The following is a 20,850-nucleotide window of genomic DNA, read 5'->3' as shown; positions in this document are numbered from 1 at the left end:
GCCGGTCAGATTTCGATTCCTTCCTGCATGCGACCAAGCAGGTCGCGATGACGCTCGATTTCATCCTCCATCAGCGTTCTCGCAAGCGACTTGAGCTGCTCGCCGCCCTCCAGGTCGGGGACCAGGTGTGTCACAAAATGCTGGAGGATAGGCACGGAGCGCCGCAAGATGGCTGGCTCGGGTATACGGGGCATGACGAAGTTGATGAGGATCTCATCAAGCGATTCGCCAGCCGCCTCGCCGGAGGGTTGGAACTCCGCGGTTTGCGGCCTTTCAGCACCAGCGGCGGATTTCGTTCCCTGAGCGCGGCTCGCGGCCTTGTCGACGCCATTCATCCGTCGCCGGTTGATAGCCTGGCCGCGCACGCCTTCCGCCTGGCGCACCTCGCGGCCAGCCGTGTCCATCCTTGCCGAATCGAGTCGTGGCCCTTCAAGCCGACGGTTCACGGATATTTCAGCGCGACCGTGGCGCCGCCCTTCGTCAGGAGAAGTTCCGTCTCGCCGATGTGCTTGATGGTCCAGCCGTCATTGGTGAATGCACCTTCGTGGTAGCGGGCGCCGTCGGCTGCGATGACGTAAGGCCGGTCGCCATACCATATCGCCTGCAGCGTCAGGCGCGGGGCCTGCTGCGCATCGCCGATCATGACGTTGGAGACCAGCGGAATGTGCGCGCCGAACGCCTGGTCGAACCAGGATTGCGTTTCCGTCCAGACGCCGCTCTTGTCATTCGGGATCATGCCCGAGACCACGAGACGCCCCGGCGATCGCTGAACGGTCAAGGTGCTTATGTCGGATTGCTCCAGACGTTGCTTGAGCTGGCTTTCCGCTTCGGCGGCGGTTTGCAGCTCCGCCGGTGATGAATCGTCCAGCACTTCCTTCCCGGTCTCGCCGGCAAAGGCCATTCTGACCGGTTCACCATCTTGAGCGGGTTGCATCTCGCCAATGTCCGGCTTGGCGAGAGAGAGACCGTTCGCAGCGAGCGAGAGGGCGAATACGGCGCACAGAACGCTGCCCGCGACCAGGAGCGGGCGATTGGAAAAGGACCACCGACTTGCGGGGCGTTCCGGGTTAACCAGCCGTATACGGGCATCGCCGACGTCGATCGTGAGCGGCAGCCTGCAGCGGCTGCCGTGGCCTTCATGGATGGTCTCGCCTGTGGCGAGCGCGACATCGCCGCCGACGGCTTCGATCTCAAATTGGCCGCCTTTGCGCCGCAGCCTTGCGTGGACCGGCGCGATGCCGGCGTCTCTGAGAACAATGTCCGACTCCGTGCTGGAGCCGATCGTATACTGCGGCTCGACCAAGCAGAGTTCGGCGCCGGTGTGGAATCCGTGCGTGACGCTGAGCACAACGGAGTGTCCGGATGCCGGCGAGAGGGCGATGATCGACCGCAACCGGCGCGCCGGTGCCGCATCCAGATACCTGCCGATAGGAGTATCGGTCATGCCACTTCATCTCCCGCCGATGACGATTTCAAATGCAGCCTGACGCCGGTGTTGAAAAATCCTGCCGTACAAGTGCGCCGCCGATTGCTCGCGGCGGCGCATGGGGTCGCGGAACCTTGCCTTAAGCCTTCTCAGCCGACTGGCCGAGCGTCCTCGCGGTGCTCATCAGCATGTCATGCTGGGATTTCGCGATCTCTTTCGTGATCTCCAGGCCAAACATGCGCTCCTGGTGCTTGATCATCTTGTCCAGGTTCTGTTCCGGCGACCCTGCAGAGCCGGACGTAATGGGAGGGGTAGCAGCCATCATTGTCTCCTTGCGAGAAATTCAAGTTGCAAGCGCCGGGATTCACACAGCCGCGATCCGGCACGTTGCCAAGGCAGCTTAAGGCAGTATGGCCGAAAATGAAAGTCCATTTGGAATATTTGAGCCACTACAGTTCCAACTGTTGCGTTGCCGGCGTTCAAGGAGTAACCTCCAAGCCGGGTGAATGGGGTATTCAAAAATGGAAAAAGGTCCTTTGGCCGAGCTGTTGGTCGAACGGTTCGAGAATATGCCGCCGCAGTTGCGGGTCGCCGCGCGTTTCGTGCTCGACCATCCCAAGGATGTCGCGCTGATGTCGATGCGCGAGCAGGCGCACCAGGCCGGCGTTTCGCACAGCACGATGATGCGGCTGGCGCGATGGCTTGGCCTAGATGGCTACGAGGACATGCGCAGCCTCTATGCGCGCGCGCTTCGTGAGACAATCGTTGGTGAGCCGGCGCGTCAGGGCAAGCAGGATGGCGATCCGGGATATTCGACGGTCGGGGTCGTTGCCGATACGCTCGCGGCGCAGATTGCAAGTCTCGGCGAATATGGCAGTGCCATGCAATTGATCGCCGCCGCCGGCTTGCTTGCGCGGTCCGCCAATCTGTTCGTCCTCGCGTCGCGCTCGGCCTATCCGGTGGCGAGCCATTGCGCTGACATCATGTCGTTTCTGGTCGATGGCGACCGCAAGGTTACGCTCGTCGGCGAGATGGGCGGCGCGGGTCTGGATGTCCTGCAGCATGCCGGAGGTGGCGACGTGCTTCTGGCTGTGGGCATGTCGCCTTATGAGCGCACGACCATCGAAGTGGCGCGCCAGTCGGTCCGCCAAGGTGTCGGCGTGGTGGCAATCACCGACAGCAGCGTGTCGCCGCTGGCCCGGATCGCGCGGGAAGCAATTATCGTCACGTCAAACTCGCAGTCGTTCTTCCGCAGCCTCGCGCCTGCCTTCGCCGCCGTCGAAATTCTGGCGGCGGTGACGGCTGCGCAGTCCGAGGTGAATGCCGCAGATCGAGTAAAGCAGTCGGAAGGGCAGCTTGCTGCTTTCGGCATTTATTGGAAGCCCCCAGATAGCAATGGAACGGGTGCTGTCGGGGCGGGCGTGACGGCAGCCGGGCTGCCGGCAACAGTGATTTCCGGAGGTCGTCCAGATGGTTCGCCCGATAACGCTCACCAAGCCGCCCGTCCAGCCGCAAAAGGTCAACGCCAAGGCAAACACCGCTGAGATAGCGCGACTGGAGGCACAGGCGGCACAGTTGCGGGAGCAGATCAGGCTCGCCAACAGAATGGGCGAGCGTGATTGGGCGGCACAGGCACGCCAGCAACTGGCGCAGGTGAACACGCAACTCAGTTCCCTTCAACCGCCACCGGTTGCGGCTCCGGCGACGCCGGGCGTCAATGCCAGCACCGGCACCTCAGGCAATGGCGCGACGGTGGCGCCGGCTCTCTATGTGCAACCCGATCTTGCCGCACCCGCGGTGACGCCAGTGAAACTTGATGGGGGCGCGGCCGAAGAGAATCCCAGGGATGCGACTACCGCCCGCAACATTGTCAACGACGTCACCGGCGGCAAGAGCATCGACCAGATTGCGTCCGCCCGCGGCATGACGCGCGAACAGGTCATCGCCGCGCTCAGATCCGGCGGAATGACCGTGTCGACCACCGACCCGACGAGCGGCAACGGCGACGTGCAGACGACGAAGATCACGGATGCCGGCGGCCGCACCGTCACCCAATATTACGACTATCAGCACGACAGCTACTATACGAGCGTCCAGGCACAACCCAACGTCGCGGCAACCACCACGCCGGTCCGCGACGGGCTCGGGCGCAAAGAAACCAGCAGCTACAATCCCGATACCGGCGCCATCACGACGCGGTATGAAGACGATCTCGGCACCGGCACCGTCACCGAGCGGACGTCGCTGCCCAATGGTGCCTCGGTGGAAACGGTAACGCCGGGCGTCGGCCCGGCGCTTCCCGTAACCACCGTCACCGGTCCGGACGGTCGCAAGACTATTCTGAGGCCCTCCCAGGATCCTGGTGGCGCCAGCACCCAGAACATCAAGAACGGTCTCGCCGACGGAAAAAGCATCGAGCAGATCGCACGGGAAAATGGCCTCACCAGCGAGCAGGTAATCGCCGAATTGCAGGCCGCTGGCTATAAGGTGACCACCCAGCAACCGACCAGCGACAACGGCGACGTACAGTCTGTCGAGATCGTCGATCCGCACACCGGCGACAAGACTGTCTACTCGCACGACTATCAGCATGACCAACGCACCGTCGTGACCACCGCCGACGGCCAGGAAACGTCGCAGTCCGTCGATGGCAACGGCAGGACCCGCCACAGCGTCCGCAACACCGAGACTGGCGAGACCACCACCACGATCGTCGATCCGCGGACCGGAACTGAAACCAAGATCGTCACCGACAAGGACGGCCGGGTGACGACGACGACCACCGAGGAGATCAACGGCGGCGAACCTGTCGTATACGAGGTCAAGCCGGGCGACAGCCTGACCCTGATCGCGCGGCAATATGGCGTATCGCTGGATGATCTCAGACGGACGAATCCTGAGCTTTTCAGCTCCGCTCGCGACCCGAACGTCATCCACGTCGGTGAAAAGATCACCATCGAAAACGGTACGCGCACGACCGTGGAAGTCACCTTCAACGGCTACACGCTGACCACCGGGCCCGACGGCAGCATGACGCTGCACAACAACAGCACCGGCAGCGACCTGAAGATCGAGGTTGGCACGGCGCAGCAGGCGTTGGCCGAACTGCTGCTATCGATCAATCCGCAGAGCAGAGATCCCGAACAGGCCAAGGCCGACACGGTTCTCAAGACGATTCTGGAGGGCGTGCTCGGCGGGGCAAGTCCCGAGCTTGCCCAGGAAGCCGCAGACGCGCAGCAAGCAGTAAGGGACGCAATCGAGCAATATGGCGGCGGCAAGCCTGCGACGCCGAATCTCGACGGCAGCGCCACATCGGTCGGCCCGTTCGGCGAGCCGCCGTCGGCCACGGCTCCGTCAGGCGGCAAATGGGTGCCGCTGATGGTCGACGGGAGCTGGCAATGGTTCGATCCGGAAGTTGCGCGGGCGATCGCCGCCGAGAACGCTGTGATAGCGCGCCTCGGCGAAGCACAGGCAAAGCCTGGGCAGAGCGCAGCCCAACTCGACGTCTATGCCCTGGATCCCGAATATAGCGGAGCCATGACGAGTGCCGGGACGACACTTGACAGGGTCTTGGCGCCGTATGGGCTGCAATTGCAGGCCCCCGAGCCGAAAGGCACGCTTGCAGATGCGCAAGCGCGGCTGACCACCGCCAACAACATGCTTCAAAGTGCCAGCACTGCCCGGGCTGAGTACGAGGAGGGCGAGAGGAGCCTCCTTGACGCCATCGACAAGCAGGCGACGCTGCCGGTGCTCAGCGATCCGAGCAAGCCGTCCGTAGGGGCTCCCGGCGGGCCTACCAGTGAGGAAATCAACCTTCAGGGCAAAGCTGAGCACGCCGAAGCCGCACAGCTCTTTATCAACGCGGCGCTGCACACTGCGCGAGGCAACAAGGCCACGATCGACCAGATGGTCGGTGCAACAGAGCTGGAGCTTGCCGAGGCCAAGCCCGGAAGCCCCGAGCATACCGAAATCAATGGCAGGCTCGAGAACCTGAGAGCGATGCAGGAGGCGGCAGCCAGCCAGGTGACCCTGGCTGAGGCGTATGAGCAATTTGGAGTTGCGCAAAAAGATGCGGCCGACCTTGCCGTGCGGGTCGAGCCGATCAAGCAAGCCTTGATCGCGCAAGCGATGCAGAGAAATCCGCACCATTTTGATTGGGACGGCTACACGAACGGTGCAGGCGAGAACACCGGCAACCTGAAGTCGCAGGAAGTGATCGAGGAAAATGGACAGCTCTATCTCGTAAACACCTACGAGAATGATGTTTTCAGCGATGAGAACGGCAATGACACGCCAGTCCTGAAATATGCTCTGACATACGATCTCGACGACAAGAATATCAGGGACGATTTCCGCAACGATCCGCTCAACAGGCAGTGGCAGGAGTTAATGGCCTCGACGCAAAGCCCGACGTCGGCGCCGGTCTGCACGCCCTCCGGAACAGGTTCGCAATCGGCGCTGGCGGCCGCCAAATCCAACATCATCGGCGTGCAGGTCGAGCGGTTTGACGCACAGCTGCAAGATGCAAAAACCAGGCTCGTCGACGCGACGACGGCTCGCGACAATGCCATCGCCGAGCATGGCGGGGGAACGGTAGAAGCGCCCACCGGCACGCTCCAACCAGGCGAGACGCCGGTCAAGATCACTGTAAACGGTCGCGATCTTTGGGTCGCACCGGACGTTGCCGCTGCCTACGAGAAGGAAGGAGCGGGCGCAATCGGTGCCAGCGGCAAGTCGGTCCGGATCGAGATAGGTGGCCAGTGGCTTTGGGTGCACCCCGAAGTGGCGGCCGCGGAAATCGACAGGGGTTTGGCTGAAACCGAGAAGTCTCAATTGGAGACCTGGGAGGAGGATGTCCGCCCTGCGATGGTGGCGGCGCGCGACTGGTACAGCTTCTATGCAAGCAGCCCCAAGCTTCTGACATATGGCAACGAGGAGCATGAGGCGCGGCTCAAGAACACGTATTTTGAGGAGCACAGGGATCAGGCGCTCGCCGGCTACCAGGTTCAGCTCAACCGGTTGTACGAGAACGGGTTCACCGGCGAATACAAGCAATACAAGCCTGGCGAGCTCAGCGGCGCGGTTGCCCGCGCGCTCGGTCTCGATGCATCGAGCGAGGGGTCGCAAAGGTTACCGGTGAAATCACTGACCGCGCCGGCGAAGACGCAGAGGTCAAGTTCGTTCCGATGTTCTCGCTTGATGGCGGGATGGAATCGTCGACAGCATTATTCGCGATCAGGAGCGATGGAAAAGACGTCGGCTATGTCGACAGCTCCGGCAAATACTACGGCAGTTTCGACGAATTCCAGCACGAGAACCGCATCTTCAGCGAGAAGGGCAAGCTGATCCTGGCCAGGGGCGGCGACATGAGACTCGGCGCCGACGGATTCTCACTCGACGAACTGGAGGTCGCCGACGCGCGCAAGGTGGATTTCTGGGACAAGGCCACCGACATCGGTCTTGGCATCGTGGCCGGCGCCGCCACCATCGTCTCGTTCGTTCCAGGCGGTCAATGGGCCATTCCCATCGCGATCACCTCCGGTGCCGCTCTTGGCGGCAAGACTCTGTACAAGGAAGGTGAGCACCTGCTTCAGGGCGGCGACTTCGATAGCCAGTCGGCCTGGAATATCGCGACCGGCGTGACTGCGTTCCTGCCGGTAGGCGCCGGTGCCCTGCGCACGTTCGGCCTGGCAAGGGCCGGCTTGTCCACGTCCGAGGCTTTCGCTGGCGGTTTCGGGATGGCGCGGATGAGCGACGCCAGCTGGGGCATTGGCAAATTCCGCGTAAACGTAACGCAATCCTCATATGCCGAACAGGCAGCGAACTATCTGCAAAGCGGCAGCAAGCTGACCACCACAGCCTGGGGCCTTGATGTCGGCGGCGTTGTCACGGGTGTTCCGGTGCTTGCCAGATCGGCGGAGGATCTGGCCGAGCATGGCGGCGAAATGTCCTTTGCCGAACTTGCGAACGCCATCATGGGCATCGGTACGGGTGCGGTCGGCACCGGCCTGGGCGGCCGCTCGCTGCTGTACAATATGCCTGGAGCGGCCGGCCCTCGGGGCGGCGACGGGACTCCACCGCCGGGGTCTCCGCCGCCAGGCTCCCCACCGCCTGGCGGAGCGGATTCGGGACCGCGACCGCGGGCCGTCTACGCGATGGGCCCGGACGGTGTCTACAGGCCCACCGGCGAACACGTCATGCCGGACCCGAATGAGATCGTTATCCAGGGCGAGGTGATCGGCGAAACCAGCGACCAGCAGGGATATGGTTTCGGTAACACGGCGGACGCCGGAAATCCAACCGGCCAGCGCGCGCTGCCGGCCGGCGAATCAGAGGGCCAGAACCCGCCGCCACCCGCAGGCGACAGGAATGATCTATCAGGCGACGGCCAGCTGTCGCAGCCGATCGTGTTGCATGAGCCAGGCGCCGATGACCCGACCATGCTGCCGGGCCGCGATCCGGACGGCTCGGCCGTGCGAAGCTCATCCATCCCCGCTGGCGGCGATCCTATCATCGTGCCGAACAAGCCGATCGTGACGGACGGCGCCCTGCATCTTGTATGGGACCCGGAGACACGCAGGTTCACCGGCACACCTGAACGCGACACGAGCGGGTATGTCTACACCACCGGCAAGGATCCGACGACGCCCTCGGCCTATCTCGACGGCTTGACCACCGAGCAGCTCGTGGCCCGTTACGAGCGGGAGCAAGGCTACTATTCCAGCCGTGAGCTGGCCGAGCGCTATGGTCCGGATGGCATTCCACAAACGCTGCGGAGAGAGGTGGACGAAAGCGCAGCCGCTGGCGCCAACCCACCGGCAGGGGTCGAGCCGGCCAAACAGAAGAACTGGCCAGACTTCAGGATATCGGCGCTCGGTCGCGTCCGCTTCAATTCCGATCCGCTAAACCTGGCTGTCCATTCGATCCCGGGTGTGCCCGAGGCACTTCAGCTAGGATCGCCGACCTGGCGGTCATACATGGTGGGGTTCGGAACACGCAGCGGCTATCGTGCCCTTTGGCAGTCATTTGCCGACAGCGTCAAATACGGGTCGCTCGAACCGGTACGCTACACACTCGGCAAGGAACTAGGGATCTCCATTCGCCCGAACGAGCATCGCAATATCACGCTCGCACAACTCGGTCTCAAAGTTCAGCGCCAGACCGCCTTTCAATTCAAAGGGGAGGATCTTCTCAACGCGGCCCGTCAGGGGCTGTTCGGCGACGCCCCGGATTCTGTCTTCACGGTTATGCCGCGTTCTGCCCGTGTCGAGGGTCAGGCAGGGAATAAGGGTTGGGCCCTGGAGCTCACATTCAGCCTCGCCCTTCGCTCAAAGTCGGCAACTTTGAGGAACGGTGAAAGCGACTTCTTCCGTCAAATGGCGGACGGCAAGACCGAATTCTCTGAGTTCGATGGCGATGTTCCGTATCGGAAGGTTTATCTCGAAGACAAGTATTATCTGACGAGTTTGCTGAGCGTCGAGAAGCGATACGAAGTGGCGATGAACGCAACATTGCCCAAGGGAACCATCGTCAATTCAGATTTCGTCGACGCAAACAGGGGAGTACTTGACCGCCTCCGGTTGAGGGCCCAATTCGTGGTGAAAGACAAAAACACGGCGCAGGCTCTTGCCGACAATCCTGACATGAGCACCATCCGGGAACTGGTGGCGTCGGGAGAAATCGATGCTCAGAAATCGATGTTGTTCATTCCTGGCTCAGAAAGCGGGATGCGGCAATCTGCTGTTCCCGGATTGGCACTGGGAGAGACAATTGTCGATCTCACGGGAAAAAGTCGACGCGTCTGGAATCCCGGCGCAAGCCGGCTCGAGGTCATCGTCAACGAGGCATTCCACAAATTCCTGCCAAGTCCCGATCGCATCATCCTGCGCAAATTGCCTGCGCCCTACAATCATTACGTTCGCTCGGACGGTCCGATCTACGTCAACCTTTTTGGCAAGCGCGAGGCTGTCGCCTCGACACTAGACGTCACGCTTGCGGTACGGAGCCCAGCCCTCAAATTCCGCGTGCCCTCGGTCCCGTTCCTGCAATTGCCATTGGCCTTCACAGGCGAGATCAGGTTCTTTTATCGAACGAATTTGCCTGAGGTCGCCCCGATCGTCGCGAAAGCCGATTTCGTTAGACGTGGATTTACCTTTGGCGACACACTGCCTGTGGAAATAGCGGTTCCGCGCTGGCTGCATGAGCTCGACCAGCGAGCTGACATGGGAGGAGGTATCGCATTTCCGAGAGGCGGCCGGGCGTCGTTCGCAAAATGGCTGGATGAACTCGAAACGACGGCGACACCCAGTCAGAAGGCCGATATTGAGGCGTTCCGCCAATCCACGTTGCTGTCGCTTGAGGATGAAGCTTTCATTCCGCCTGGCGCGATGAGCGCCGTCCGAGACTTCCTCGAGACACAGGCAAAACCAATTGAGATGCCGCCGCCGGAATTTGTCTATCTGGCGCCATCCGACCAGCAACAGCCGCTTGCGCGCTGGTATCAAAGGCAAGGAGTTGCTCCTTCGCCTTCAGACCGGCCTCTTTTGTTTCGACGGCCAGCACCGCCGGCAGGCAACCCTGCGCCTGGGCAAGACGCGGCCGCTGGCGCCGCCAACGCTGCGTCGGCCGGTAAACGCCCGCCAAGAACCCTGCAGCTTCAGGACGAGAGCGGCAATGTGATCGCCGCCACAGTGCTGGGCACCGGGCCGGCCAGTCCGGAGCGGGTTTATGTGCCGCCGGCCGACGGACCAAAGGCGCGCGGCGACGAACCGGAGCTGATGGACAAGTCGCATATTCTGTATCGGGACCCGGAGACGGGCGAAGCGTACGTCCTGCCATGGGTGCGCGGCGGCTCGCAGGACCACGTCCCGGGCAGCCAGGGACGGCCGGAGGGAGAAACCGTGCCGCCGCAGGCAATGCCGGCCAGGAAGGCAATCGAAGCAGCGCCGCCAACGACCCATTCGCTGCAGCAGGTCCGCAACATGCGGCAGCCTGAAAAATGGAAGGCCGGCGAGACTTACACACGCGAACTCAACGGATCGCTTGGAGAGGCGCATTTCCCGGTCGCGGCCAATCCGGACGGCCCGCATCCCGTCTTCGGCGAGGGCGGGCGCTACGTGGATTCGCCTGTCTTCAAGAGCCCGGACGTGATCGAGGCCATCGAGGTCAAGACCTACCATCGCTGGACGACCATAAACGGTGTCGCCCAGATGCGTGAAGTACCGCTGACGCCAAAACTGCAGGAGCAGATCAACAAGGACGTTGCGCTGCGCAACGAGAACCCGGCCTATCAGCCGCGCTGGGTGTTCCTCGATGCGCCGCCTTCCGCGGAGTTGCAGCAGGCGCTCGATGACGCGCGAATTATCGGCAACATCTTTGGACACAGCAAGCCCGCCACGGCAACACCGCAATCTCAACCGGCGTCGAACCAGGTCGGCGTGGGCCGAACCATCCGTCTCCAGGACAGGAATGGCGAGGTGATCGTCGCGGCAATGCTGGGCACCGAGCCGAGGAGCCCGGAGCAGGTTTATGTGCCGCCTTCCGACGGACCCCGCGCCGCGGCCGATGCTCCGGAGGTCCAGGACAAGACGCACATACTGGTCTATGACCCCGACACGGGTGAAGCCGTCGTGCTGCCTTGGATACGCGGCGCCTCCGACGACCATGTGCCGGGAAGCCTGCCGGAACAGGGCGATCAACCTGCCAATGCGGCCGAGGAAGCAAGCAATGCCGGCCGCCCGTCGCGCGGCAATGTCGGTCCCTATGTTTTCCGCGCCGATACGCGCTCGCCGAGCGAGATCAGGGACGCGGGCGGCTTCTCGCCACCGCCGCCGACAGGAATCTGGGTGGACAATCCGCAAGGCATCGCGCTGAGCAACTATGTGATGGGCAACACCCATGGCCGATTCGTTGGTACGAGCCAGTCGGTCTCCGGGGCCAAGACCTTCGTCGCGGAAGAGTCGCGGGCGGCGCGCCAGCAAGGCTACACCTATCTTTACACGCTGAATCCAAGCAGACCACGCCTCCACGTCCCGACCGAGTTCGAGGCGATGGGCCGGCCTGTCGGCGACAGGATGGCCGGCGTCGACGAGACGGCGATCGACGGCAGCATACCGTGGAACGAGGTCTACGGATGGAGGATGATGGATCCTGACGGCAACTTCGTCGGCGGGTTCACCCGCAACGAGGATGCCGTTGCTCCGGGCGTGTCGACGCCCGAACGCCCGCAGATAATCCTGCGGCCGGCCGACGAATTCTGGGATATCAGCGCGCCGTCGGAGACGCCGGTGACCGAGGCCGTGGTCAATGAGGCGGCGCCTCTGGCCAGCGAAACGCCGCAGGTGTTGAACGCTTCCGCCGAAGCATCGTCCGCAGGTGCCGCATGGCCCCTAGCACCTGACCGCGGCAGGGCGGTCTTCGACCCCGCCAGCGGAAAGTTCGTCGGCCTCGAGCTTCCGGTAAGTTCCGCCGTGGAGCCGGGATTTGCCGAACCTGTGCGCGCGCCGACCGGGCCCGAGGTCAGGTCGCTTTCGGCCGATCAGATTTCCGGGCTGACCGACGCGCAACTGCATGCAATCAAGCCGGAGCACATCGCCAGGCTGACGCCCGAACAGGTGGCCGCACTGAGCCCCGAGCAGCAGCTGACGTTCGATCAGGTTGCGGCGCTGCGGCCGAAGCAGTTGCAGGCGGTGAGCGCCGAAGAGCTGCAGGCGATCAGGCCAAGCAGATTGCAGGCTATTGCCCCTGGCCGCATCAGCGCCTTGCGGCCGGATCAGGTCGCTGCCCTCTCACCTGAGCAACTTTCTGCCTTGACCATCGAGCAAGTGCGCAAGCTGACGCCCGACCAGATAGCCGGGCTCAGCGACGAGCAGCGCAATGCCTTCACGTCGGAGCAGTTCGCCGCCATGAGACCTGTCCAACTCGGCCATCTTGATGCCACGCAGTTCGCGGCGTTGAATCCCGACCTTGTCGCGGCACGCAATCCCGTGACGACGGCACAGCTGTCGCCGGACCATATTTCGGCGCTTACGCGTGAGCAGCTTGGCGCCCTGACGATTCATCAGATCGAGGCGCTGACGAAGCAGCAGATAGCGGCCCTCACGCCGAAGCAGCTTGGCGAGCTCGGCCCCGGCCAATTGCGCAAGTTCACGCCAACGCAGTTTGCCTGGATGTCGACGGATCAGACGAACGCCCTCTCCGTGCTGCAACTGACGACCTTCCGTGCCACCCACAAGAAGGCGATGACGCCGGATCAGGCTGCCAGTGTCGACCTGGCCCTCAGCCATGCGAGGATGCGCGAAAACGCTCAGGCGCTCGCCACCTTTGGCGGCATGTCGACCACCTCCTACGCGTTGTGGAGTTCGTTGCCGCCAACCTGGAGCGCGACTGCCGCAGCCGTGGCATTTGGCGTGCGAGGCTTCGTTTTCGGCTCGCAGGCGATCTTCCCCAACGCAACCGCAAATCACAAGCCGTTCGGGCGATTCCTCAACGCGCTCGGCGGGGCCACATTCATTGCAGCGGCGCCAGGTGCCGCGACCGGGATGATCCAGGGTAAGGACCTTGTCGTCAACAGCACGTTTTCGCTCGGCAACGTCGTCTATGGCACGAAGTCGATGCTGCAGTCGTTCACCGGCAGACCGGTGATCCGAAATGTGGCCGAACATCTGGCTGGACCCGGCTATGTGCTTGGCTGTGCCGTCTATACGCTGCACTCCTGGCCGGCGCCGATCGCCACGGTCGCGGGCACCCTGTTCACGTTCGGCTGCGCCGAATTCTGGGCGTCGGCCATAAGGACGGACCGAATGAATCGCCGTTCTGTGCCGCGAACCGATGCCGATATCGCGGCGGCGGAAAAGTCCGACAAACGTTGGGGTTCATGGGACCGGTGGACTTTGGGCATCACATTCGGCATTGGAATGCTTCTCTTCTCGCTGGATTCCTTGCTGGCGGAGCCTTGGGAGGGCGCGCCGACCTCTCCACCCGATCCGAAAAAGCAGAATGGCGATGCGTCGTCCCAGCAGCCCGATGATCCCTCCGATGTTCCAGGGAAGCCGCAAACCCCGCCCGAAGACTTCCCGCAGCTCGTGGTGTCGGCGGATGACGGTCTGAATCTGCGGACGGAGCCCGACGGGAATTCGAACGTGGCCACGGTCCTGCAGCCCGGCACGTTCGTCGAACAGACCGCGAAACCTTCGACCGATCCGTCGGGAGAAGCCTGGATACCTGTCGAAGGTTTCGGACCGGACGGTAAAATGCATAGCGGCTGGGTTTCCGGCGACTATGTCGAGGTTCATCCCGATGGCAGCAGCAACGCCAAGGGCCGCACGAATCCAGCGCTGGAGAAGGGCGGCTATCAGTGGGTCGAGGTGAAGAGCGGCGACAGCATTCGCCTGATCGCCAGGAGCCATTCTGCGGACGTGGCGGCGACCGTCGTGCTCAACATGGATCATATTATGAGCCCGGATGTGATCTTTTCAGGCGATCGCATCTATCTGCCAGCAGCGTCGGTCGGCTGAGGCGCCACGGGCTCAACTGCGAGCTAGTCGGCAGGCTGCGCCTTGCCGATTCTGGCGGCATATGCATGTGCGATGCAACCGGCCAACTTTGCCGCCCGCTCCGCTATCGGATTCGATGGCTCGGAGGAGTACGAAGCGGTGAACCGCAGGTCGGAGGGATGCCATTCGCAGTCGACGATGCGCAGGGTGCCGCTGGCCGTGTGGTCTTGGACGACTTCCCTGGGGAGGGAGGCGATACCGATCCCGTTCAGCGTCATCTTGATGGAAGCGGCCAGCGAATTGGCGGGAAAGATACGCGGCGTCGCTTCAAACTCGCCGGTCAGCTTGCGGTAAAGCTCACTGTAAGGTCTCGTCGTGCGCGCATAGCTGATGATTGGGAATTGCATCAGGTCGCTCACCGTCAGCTTGCCCCGGTTGGGTAGTTTCAAGGCGGGCGAGCAGACCCATACGAGCGGGAAGGATGGCAGCTCCATATTCTCGATGCTGTATTCCTGAATGGGGCCCATCAGCACCGCAAGATCGAGTCTGTGGGACATGAGCTCGTTGCGAAGGGTCGTCGTTGTGTCGACGACGATATCGGTATCGACGAGCGGATAGTTTACCTGCAATTCCTTGAGGAAATCGGGAAGCCAGGTGTGCACGATGGTCTCGGCAACCCCGAGCCTGAGCACTCCCGCGGTCTCCGATAGAGAGTTTGCCGTCAACTGCAGCCGTTCGGCCACGCGCAGCACCCGCTGCGCTGGCGGCAGCAGCCGTTGTCCCTCTGCGGTCAGCCTTACGGTGCTGCTCTGCCTCTCAAATAACTTCGCGCCGAGCGCTTCTTCCAGACCGGCAATTCGGGTCGACACCGCCGGCTGTGTTGTGTTCAGACGTTCCGCCGCCTTTCGAAAGCTTCCGAAAGTCGCCACCAGGACAAAGGTTTCGAGCTGCTTGATGTTGAAAGGGATCACAGTTCAATGCCGGACAATCTGGGCGCCGATCTGGCTGGCGGGCGCCAATCCGGCCAGTCCTTCTTGCTCGAAATCGTGTCGCGACCGGACCACTCGAGCCCTCCCTCCCGACGCCGCATATCGCAGCGCCTTGCCGTCTCCCAATAAGTGGTAGAGGCGCCGCTTCGTGGTGTTGATCACGATCGATCCTTTCCGTTGAGCCTCATCGAAATCCACGATCTCCCTGGGATTGCCGACCGTGTTTCTCCCCGGAACCTGGTCGGGAGCGGATGGCGAGACCAGCGCATTTCTGGCTTGATCGTAGCTCCAGCTGCGCGGGTCATAGCCGCTGTTCGATTGAGCCTGCGCCGGCGCCGCGGCGACAGTCAACGTGGCAGCAATCAGAACTGATTCACCCAAGCGCTGGACGAGGCGCGGACAGACCAGGGTCCAGCGCCCCGGAATTCCGGCGTGAGCATCCAGGCTCGCGACCAGGTTCCCGTTTGCCGCCACCGAGCCCCATCCCTCCCAAATTCGAGCATCGAACCGGCGATCACGAACCGGTGATGTCTGATTCCAGCGCGCACCATATCGCTTTGCGCACCGTTCGCAACATTTGGAACCAAATGCGCAATAGAAATCCAATTGGACTTCCAATTTTGCAGTGCGCACGATACAAGTGAATTGGCGGGTAAACCACGAGACAGGCGACGCGGGCCATCACTTCGCGTCCCTTTGCGATAGGACCTATGTTGACGGGACGCGGTACCTGCCATGCGGACTGGTCGTCGGGAACCAAGGCTGTCTTCGCGGGCGGCCTTGCGATGATCCTGATGCTTGGCCTTGCTTCCTCGTGGGCAAATGCCGCCGAGCCACGCTGGCCTGCCGGTCCTTACAAATACATCACGGTCGATCAGTCGGTGACGGACGCGCTGGTCGAGCTTGGCCGCAACATGCGCGTGCCAATGCGTGTCAGCAAGCTTGTGAAGGGGCGCCTGAGCGCCGGCATGCCGGTTGGAACGGCCCGCGAATTCCTGGAAGAGATCTGCAATCGGTACGGGCTGGTCTGGCATTTCGACGGCATCGTCATGAACGTCGCGACCGAGGCTGAAGTCCAGACGGAGATGATCCCGCTCAATGCCGACACGGCTGCCGGCGCGGAAGATCGGCTGCAGCGCCTGGGCGTCATCGATCCGAGGTTTCCGATCAAGGTTTCCAGGCAAGACGATGTCGTCTCGGTGTCTGGGCCGCCGTCCTATGTGGAACTCGTCCGAAAGACACTTGGCGTTCCCGCATCGAGCACGAAGCAGGAGCCCGGCAAAGTCGTTTCGATCCGCGTTTTCCGCGGCGGCAAGCTGGCGGAGACACAGAATGTGCCCGTCAGTCCAAACTGAAACAGGAGGCCAGGTTCATGCAGATCGCGCCGATTGGAGCCCTGGAAGCATCGCTGGCAAATTTGACCACCAGTATAAGCGCACAACAGCAGATCACCGCCGGCGCGGCAGCGCAGCCGGGTAACCGGATGGTAGGCGCCAAGCAGGAAAAGCACGATGTCGCAAAGGCCAGCACGCCCGAGCGCGGCGATGTCGCTACGCGGGCCGGTCAGCAGGTGGCGCAGGCATCGTCCGGCGCCAATCCGGCAATGGTTGGACAATCCGCCAAAGCGGAACGGACCGAACCGATCGTCGAACGCCAACTCTTCGACTATCTGGCCGAGGCGGAGAAGGCAGGGGGTGGGGCGCTCACCGATCCCTCGGCACTCTTTGGGTCAGCCGTTCGGTCGCTTGAAGGAACCATGCAGCAGGTCCAGAAAGCCCTTGGCCAGGCGAACGCCCCCGTGAACGCTGAAGCAGCCTCGGTGCCCGAAGGCGCCGGCAAGGCGGCGCCATCGGGCAAGGAAGGCGAAAACGCGCCTGCAAAGAATGCCGAGCAACTGCTCGAGCGATCGATTTCGGTGATGTGGGCAGCCGCCAATCTCGAGGTGGTGACGAGCAGCGTGACCGCGGTCACGTCGTCCACCAGCACGCTGATCAAGCAACAGTAAGCGCTACGGAGTGTTCGTGCCCACCCTGTCCTTGCCGCAGCGATCAACGTTTTTGAATCGGTGCGGCGCCTGGTGCCGTGTCGCGCTCGTTGTCACGGGTATGCTTGTGCTGCAGGCGTGCTCGGTGGAGCTCTATTCCAACCTCAACCAGCGGCAGGCCAACGAGATCGTCGCCACGCTGATGCGTCACGGGATTCCGGCCCAGCGCGAGGCCGGCAAGGACGGCAAGATGACGGTCTCCGTGCAGAAGGACCGTTTCGCCGAAGCCATGGTGATTCTCGATGAAAGCGGGCTGCCCAAGCAGGAATTCCAGACGCTCGGCGAGGTGTTCAAGAGAGATGGGCTGGTGTCCTCGCCGGTAGAGGAGCGGGCGACGATGATCTACGGCTTGAGCCAGGAACTTTCGCAGACGATCTCGGACATCGACGGCGTGCTTTCGGCGCGCGTTCATCTCGTCCTGCCCGAAAACGATCCGCTGAGACAGCAGTTGGTGCCGTCGTCCGCCTCCGTCTTCATCCGGCATCGCGCATCGGTTCCGATGAATGAGCTGATCCCGCAGGTCAAGATGCTGGTAGCCAAGGGCATCGCCGGACTGACCTATGACAATGTTTCGGTCACGCTCATTCCGGTGACCGCAACGGCCCCCGAACAACAAACCGGCGAAGCAGGCTTCACGACATTCCTCGGACTTTGGCTGCATCCGGACAGCGTCGCCGCCGCCATGTGGCTGTTTTACGGCATGGCGGCCGCCATACTCGCGCTGGCTGCCCGGCTGGCTTACCTCCAGTGGTATCGACGTCCGGGTGTCTACGCGCTCGACGCGACCGCTCTGCCGGTGAAGAAGACATGACCCGGACTGGCTCGCAGCAAACCGCCAGCCCGGAATGGCAGGCATTCATGTCCAACCCCGCATCCTATGCGGATGCGGCTCGGCTGGCGGACTGCTTTGACGGCACGATCAGCGAGGCCGCTTGCGAGCGCATGCTGCGGACACAACGCCTGCAGCAGCGCTTGTCGAATTTGCTGCTCGAGCGCTATCGGCTCTCTTGCGCGGTCGATGAACCGGCCGACGCGGTGGATCGGGCAATCGCCTTGTCATCGGGGGAGGAGTTGGAGGAACTCGTGCTTCGCTCGGGCGCGATCTACTGGGCCGGAAATCTGGCCGCTGTCATTGACGGACGCGAGGCCGATGCGTTGCAGGTGGCACTCGGTGCGGATCTCTGCACGTTCGCGGTCGCCAACCGCGACCTGGCCGGTCCGCTGCAGCCTTTGCAGCCCTTGGAGGATATTCACCGTCGCGTCTATGCCGACGGCCTGAGTTGCCTTGGCGCGTGGTGTCAGGCGATGCCGGGCGGGACGAGCATGCGAGTTCGTCTCAAGCTGATGCCGCACGAGCTTGTCGATCAGACGACTGAGCCGTTTGCCGAAGCCGGTCCGGCGATTGTCCGACGAGCGATGGGCTAGCGTAATGGTCGAACCGGGAACAGCGACCAATGACATGCCAGGGCGCCCTTATGCCCGCATCCTGCGCGCCGCTGAGGCGCGCGCCTGGCAGGATGGGCACGCCTTTCTCGACGAGGCGAGGCGCGATGCCCAGCAGTTGCGTGAGGCCGCTCGCCGAGCCTACGCGGCCGAATATGCGCAGGGCTATGAGGACGGCAAGGCGCAGGGCGATGCGGACGCCACGCGGCTGATCGGCGAAACAGCGGTCAAGGTGGATCGCTATCTTGGCGGACTGCAGGCGGAAGTCATCGGTCTGGCCATCGAAATCGTCAGGCGAATGCTGGGCGAGTTCGACGTCGGCACGCTTGTCGCCAAGGCCGCGAGGCACGCGGTTTCCGAAATACGCCGCGCCAAATATCTGAAAGTCCGGGTTCATCCCGCTTCCGTCGACAGGGTTCGCGATGAGCTGGACGCGGTCTTGCGCGAGAGCGATCTGGGCATGACCGTCGAGATCGACGCGGATGATGCGCTGGCGGCCGGCGCCTGCATCGTTTCGACCGACTTTGCCGTCGTCGATGCCAGCATCGACGCGCAGCTCAATGCCATAGCGGCCGCGATAGGGTCAAAGGCGGAGGTTCCATGACGGCGCACGCTGCCGAAATCGAAAATCGCCTGGCGTCCATCATCCCCGGCCTGCGTTCCGGCCTGCGCGACGATGCCAGCCGGCCGAGGCGAGGGCGCGTGCGGCGGGTTACCGGCACGGTCATCCACGCGACCGTGGAGGAGGCCCGGATCGGCGAGATATGTGAATTGGTAGACCCCAGAACCGGCAGGACGACCAAGGCGGAAGTCGTCGGCCTGATGGACGAGATGGCGATCCTCGTTCCGCTTGGCGACCTGACCGGTCTTTCAAGCCTGACGGAGGTCGTTGCGACCGGAAAGGAGCAGTTGGTGCCCGTCGGTCCTGGCCTCTTGGGTCGGGTGATCAGCGCGCTCGGCGAGCCATTGGACGGCGAGCCGCTCTCGCCGGATGGCATTGTCGGCAGCTATCCGGTCAATGCCTATCCGCCATCTCCGCTCGAGCGCAGTTTGATTTCCGAGCCGATCCAGCTTGGAATCCGCGCTCTCGATGGGTTGCTCACTTGCGCGCGCGGACAGCGCGTCGGCATTTTCGGCGAGCCCGGTGTCGGCAAGTCGATCCTGCTTTCCGACATCGTCAGCGGCACCGATGCCGATGTCGCCGTGGTCGCCCTTGTCGGCGAACGTGGACGCGAGGTTCGCGAATTCCTAGAGCATCAGCTTGGACCGGAAGGGCGGCAGCGGGCAATCGTCGTCGTCGCGACATCCGACCGGCCCGCCATCGAGCGCGTCAAGGCGGCCTATGTGGCGACTAGCATTGCGGAATATTTTCGCGACCAGGGCAAGCATGTGCTGCTTGCGATGGACAACATTACGAGATTTGCCCGTGCCCAGCGCGAGATCGGCCTGGCCTCGGGCGAGCCACCGACGCGTCGCGGTTTTCCGTCTTCGCTGTTTGCCGTCCTGCCGCGGCTGCTCGAGCGCTCGGGCCCTGGTCGCGTGGGGTCCATCACCAGCCTTTACAGCGTTCTCCTGGAAGGCGACGGCACGCTGGATCCGGTCGCCGAGGAAATCCAGGCGCTTCTAGATGGCCACGTCTTCCTGTCGAACGAACTTGCGCAGCGCAACCATTTCCCCGCCATCGACGTCCTGCGCAGCCGAAGCCGTCTGATGGATGCCGTCGTGCCCCCGGTGCATCGGGCCGACGCCAGCCGCCTGCGCGAGCTGCTTGCCCGCTACGCCGATATCGAACTTCTCCTGCGCGTCGGCGAGTATGAAAAGGGCGGCGATGCGGTGGCGGATGAGGCTGTGGCGAAGATCGACGCCATCAACGCCTTCCTGCGACAGGCGTCCGCCACACACGAGAGCATCGAGAAGACACGCCAACGCATGCGGGAGATCGCTTATGAAGGAGCGTGACATGATCGCTCGATTGCGCGACCTCAGACACCGCCGTGAAGAACGCGCAAAGGAAGTGGTGATCAGAAGGCACGCCGCCGCGCACCGGGCCGCAAGGGAGGGGCAGGAGGCGGCCGCCGCGGTCACGGAGCACCTTCAGCGCATAGTCGACGCCGAAGATGCAGCCTTCGGTGCGCTTGTTGGACAGCCGGTCAAGGCGGCCAGCCTCTCCCGGCTTCAGGGACGGTTCGAAATCGCCGCCAGAAAAACCGAGCAGTTGCGGGAAAGCGAGAAGATGGCCGAGGTCGCCGCACAGCGACGGAAGGTGGAGTTGTCGGTAGCCCGCAAGCATCATCGCGCAAGCATGAAGGCCGTAGTGAAGCTGGATGGGCTTCTGGAGCATTTGAGCAAACGCACCGCGCGTCGTCGCCTGGCGCTTGCCGAACTTTCCGAGGAAGAGGAGCGCGGCCCACCGCGCCCGCCCACAGAACGATAACCCAATCTGTGACTGTGACT

General features: G+C 62.9%; 15 protein-coding genes. 10 read left to right on the top strand and 5 right to left on the bottom strand.

The annotated features are described in order from the left end of the window. Positions 1–5: 5 nt before the first annotated feature. The 3 genes from EJ073_RS13880 to EJ073_RS13870 form a co-directional block, all read right to left on the bottom strand. On the bottom strand, positions 6–404 hold the full coding sequence (locus EJ073_RS13880; RefSeq protein ID WP_126056237.1) for a hypothetical protein: 399 nt from the start codon (positions 402–404) through the stop codon (positions 6–8). 38 nt (positions 405–442) lie between these two features. Continuing rightward, complete coding sequence (locus EJ073_RS13875) at positions 443–1,444, bottom strand: EscD/YscD/HrpQ family type III secretion system periplasmic domain-containing protein (protein WP_126056236.1); 1,002 nt, start codon at positions 1,442–1,444, stop codon at positions 443–445. Between the two features lie 121 nt (positions 1,445–1,565). Continuing rightward, on the bottom strand, positions 1,566–1,748 hold the full coding sequence (locus EJ073_RS13870; protein WP_126092905.1) for a hypothetical protein: 183 nt from the start codon (positions 1,746–1,748) through the stop codon (positions 1,566–1,568). Positions 1,749–1,962: 214 nt separating this feature from the next. Between EJ073_RS13870 and EJ073_RS13865 the strand changes: the two genes are divergently transcribed. Genes EJ073_RS13865 through EJ073_RS32930 form a run of 3 tightly spaced genes read left to right on the top strand, consistent with a single transcriptional unit; the run spans position 1,963 to position 13,941 of the window. Further along, the gene (locus tag EJ073_RS13865; RefSeq protein ID WP_126056234.1) at positions 1,963–2,970 is read left to right on the top strand and encodes a MurR/RpiR family transcriptional regulator; all 1,008 of its coding nucleotides are present in this window, start codon (positions 1,963–1,965) and stop codon (positions 2,968–2,970) included. Further along, a complete protein-coding gene (locus EJ073_RS32105) occupies positions 2,897–6,772 on the top strand; it encodes a LysM domain-containing protein (protein ID WP_126056233.1) in 3,876 nt (1,291 codons plus the stop codon). The genes EJ073_RS13865 and EJ073_RS32105 overlap by 74 nt, the downstream gene beginning before the upstream one ends. A gap of 20 nt (positions 6,773–6,792) precedes the next feature. Next, positions 6,793–13,941: an SH3 domain-containing protein gene (locus EJ073_RS32930; RefSeq protein WP_348627268.1), complete on the top strand. Its 7,149-nt coding sequence runs from the start codon at positions 6,793–6,795 to the stop codon at positions 13,939–13,941. 23 nt (positions 13,942–13,964) lie between these two features. On the opposite strand, the gene EJ073_RS13850 is transcribed toward EJ073_RS32930, so the two are convergent. After that, positions 13,965–14,891 carry a LysR family transcriptional regulator gene (locus tag EJ073_RS13850; protein ID WP_126056231.1) on the bottom strand — a complete coding sequence of 309 codons (927 nt, stop codon included), beginning with the start codon at positions 14,889–14,891 and terminating at the stop codon, positions 13,965–13,967. Positions 14,892–14,894: 3 nt separating this feature from the next. Beyond that, positions 14,895–15,515: a hypothetical protein gene (locus tag EJ073_RS13845; protein WP_126056230.1), complete on the bottom strand. Its 621-nt coding sequence runs from the start codon at positions 15,513–15,515 to the stop codon at positions 14,895–14,897. A 104-nt stretch (positions 15,516–15,619) separates the two neighbouring features. Between EJ073_RS13845 and EJ073_RS13840 the strand changes: the two genes are divergently transcribed. The 7 genes from EJ073_RS13840 (at position 15,620) to EJ073_RS13810 (ending at position 20,830) form a co-directional block, all read left to right on the top strand. After that, positions 15,620–16,264 carry a type III secretion protein gene (locus tag EJ073_RS13840; RefSeq protein WP_245455577.1) on the top strand — a complete coding sequence of 215 codons (645 nt, stop codon included), beginning with the start codon at positions 15,620–15,622 and terminating at the stop codon, positions 16,262–16,264. Between the two features lie 17 nt (positions 16,265–16,281). Continuing rightward, positions 16,282–16,914 carry a hypothetical protein gene (locus EJ073_RS13835; RefSeq protein WP_126056229.1) on the top strand — a complete coding sequence of 211 codons (633 nt, stop codon included), beginning with the start codon at positions 16,282–16,284 and terminating at the stop codon, positions 16,912–16,914. A gap of 124 nt (positions 16,915–17,038) precedes the next feature. Next, on the top strand, positions 17,039–17,764 hold the full coding sequence (gene sctJ / locus EJ073_RS13830; RefSeq protein WP_245455575.1) for a type III secretion inner membrane ring lipoprotein SctJ: 726 nt from the start codon (positions 17,039–17,041) through the stop codon (positions 17,762–17,764). Continuing rightward, positions 17,761–18,378: a SctK family type III secretion system sorting platform protein gene (locus tag EJ073_RS13825; RefSeq protein WP_126056227.1), complete on the top strand. Its 618-nt coding sequence runs from the start codon at positions 17,761–17,763 to the stop codon at positions 18,376–18,378. Before sctJ ends, EJ073_RS13825 begins: the two co-directional genes overlap by 4 nt. Positions 18,379–18,382: 4 nt before the next feature. Then, complete coding sequence (gene sctL, locus EJ073_RS13820) at positions 18,383–19,000, top strand: type III secretion system stator protein SctL (protein WP_126056226.1); 618 nt, start codon at positions 18,383–18,385, stop codon at positions 18,998–19,000. Beyond that, positions 18,997–20,355 (top strand): FliI/YscN family ATPase, encoded by a 1,359-nt coding sequence (locus EJ073_RS13815; RefSeq protein WP_126056225.1) that lies wholly within the window; start codon positions 18,997–18,999, stop codon positions 20,353–20,355. The genes sctL and EJ073_RS13815 overlap by 4 nt, the downstream gene beginning before the upstream one ends. After that, a complete protein-coding gene (locus EJ073_RS13810; protein WP_126056224.1) occupies positions 20,342–20,830 on the top strand; it encodes a hypothetical protein in 489 nt (162 codons plus the stop codon). Before EJ073_RS13815 ends, EJ073_RS13810 begins: the two co-directional genes overlap by 14 nt. Positions 20,831–20,850 lie beyond the last annotated feature (20 nt).

The organism is Mesorhizobium sp. M4B.F.Ca.ET.058.02.1.1 (assembly GCF_003952505.1).
Classification (GTDB): Bacteria; Pseudomonadota; Alphaproteobacteria; order Rhizobiales; family Rhizobiaceae; genus Mesorhizobium.
Note: the sequence above shows the minus strand (reverse complement) of the source record. Positions and strands in the feature narration are given on the sequence as shown.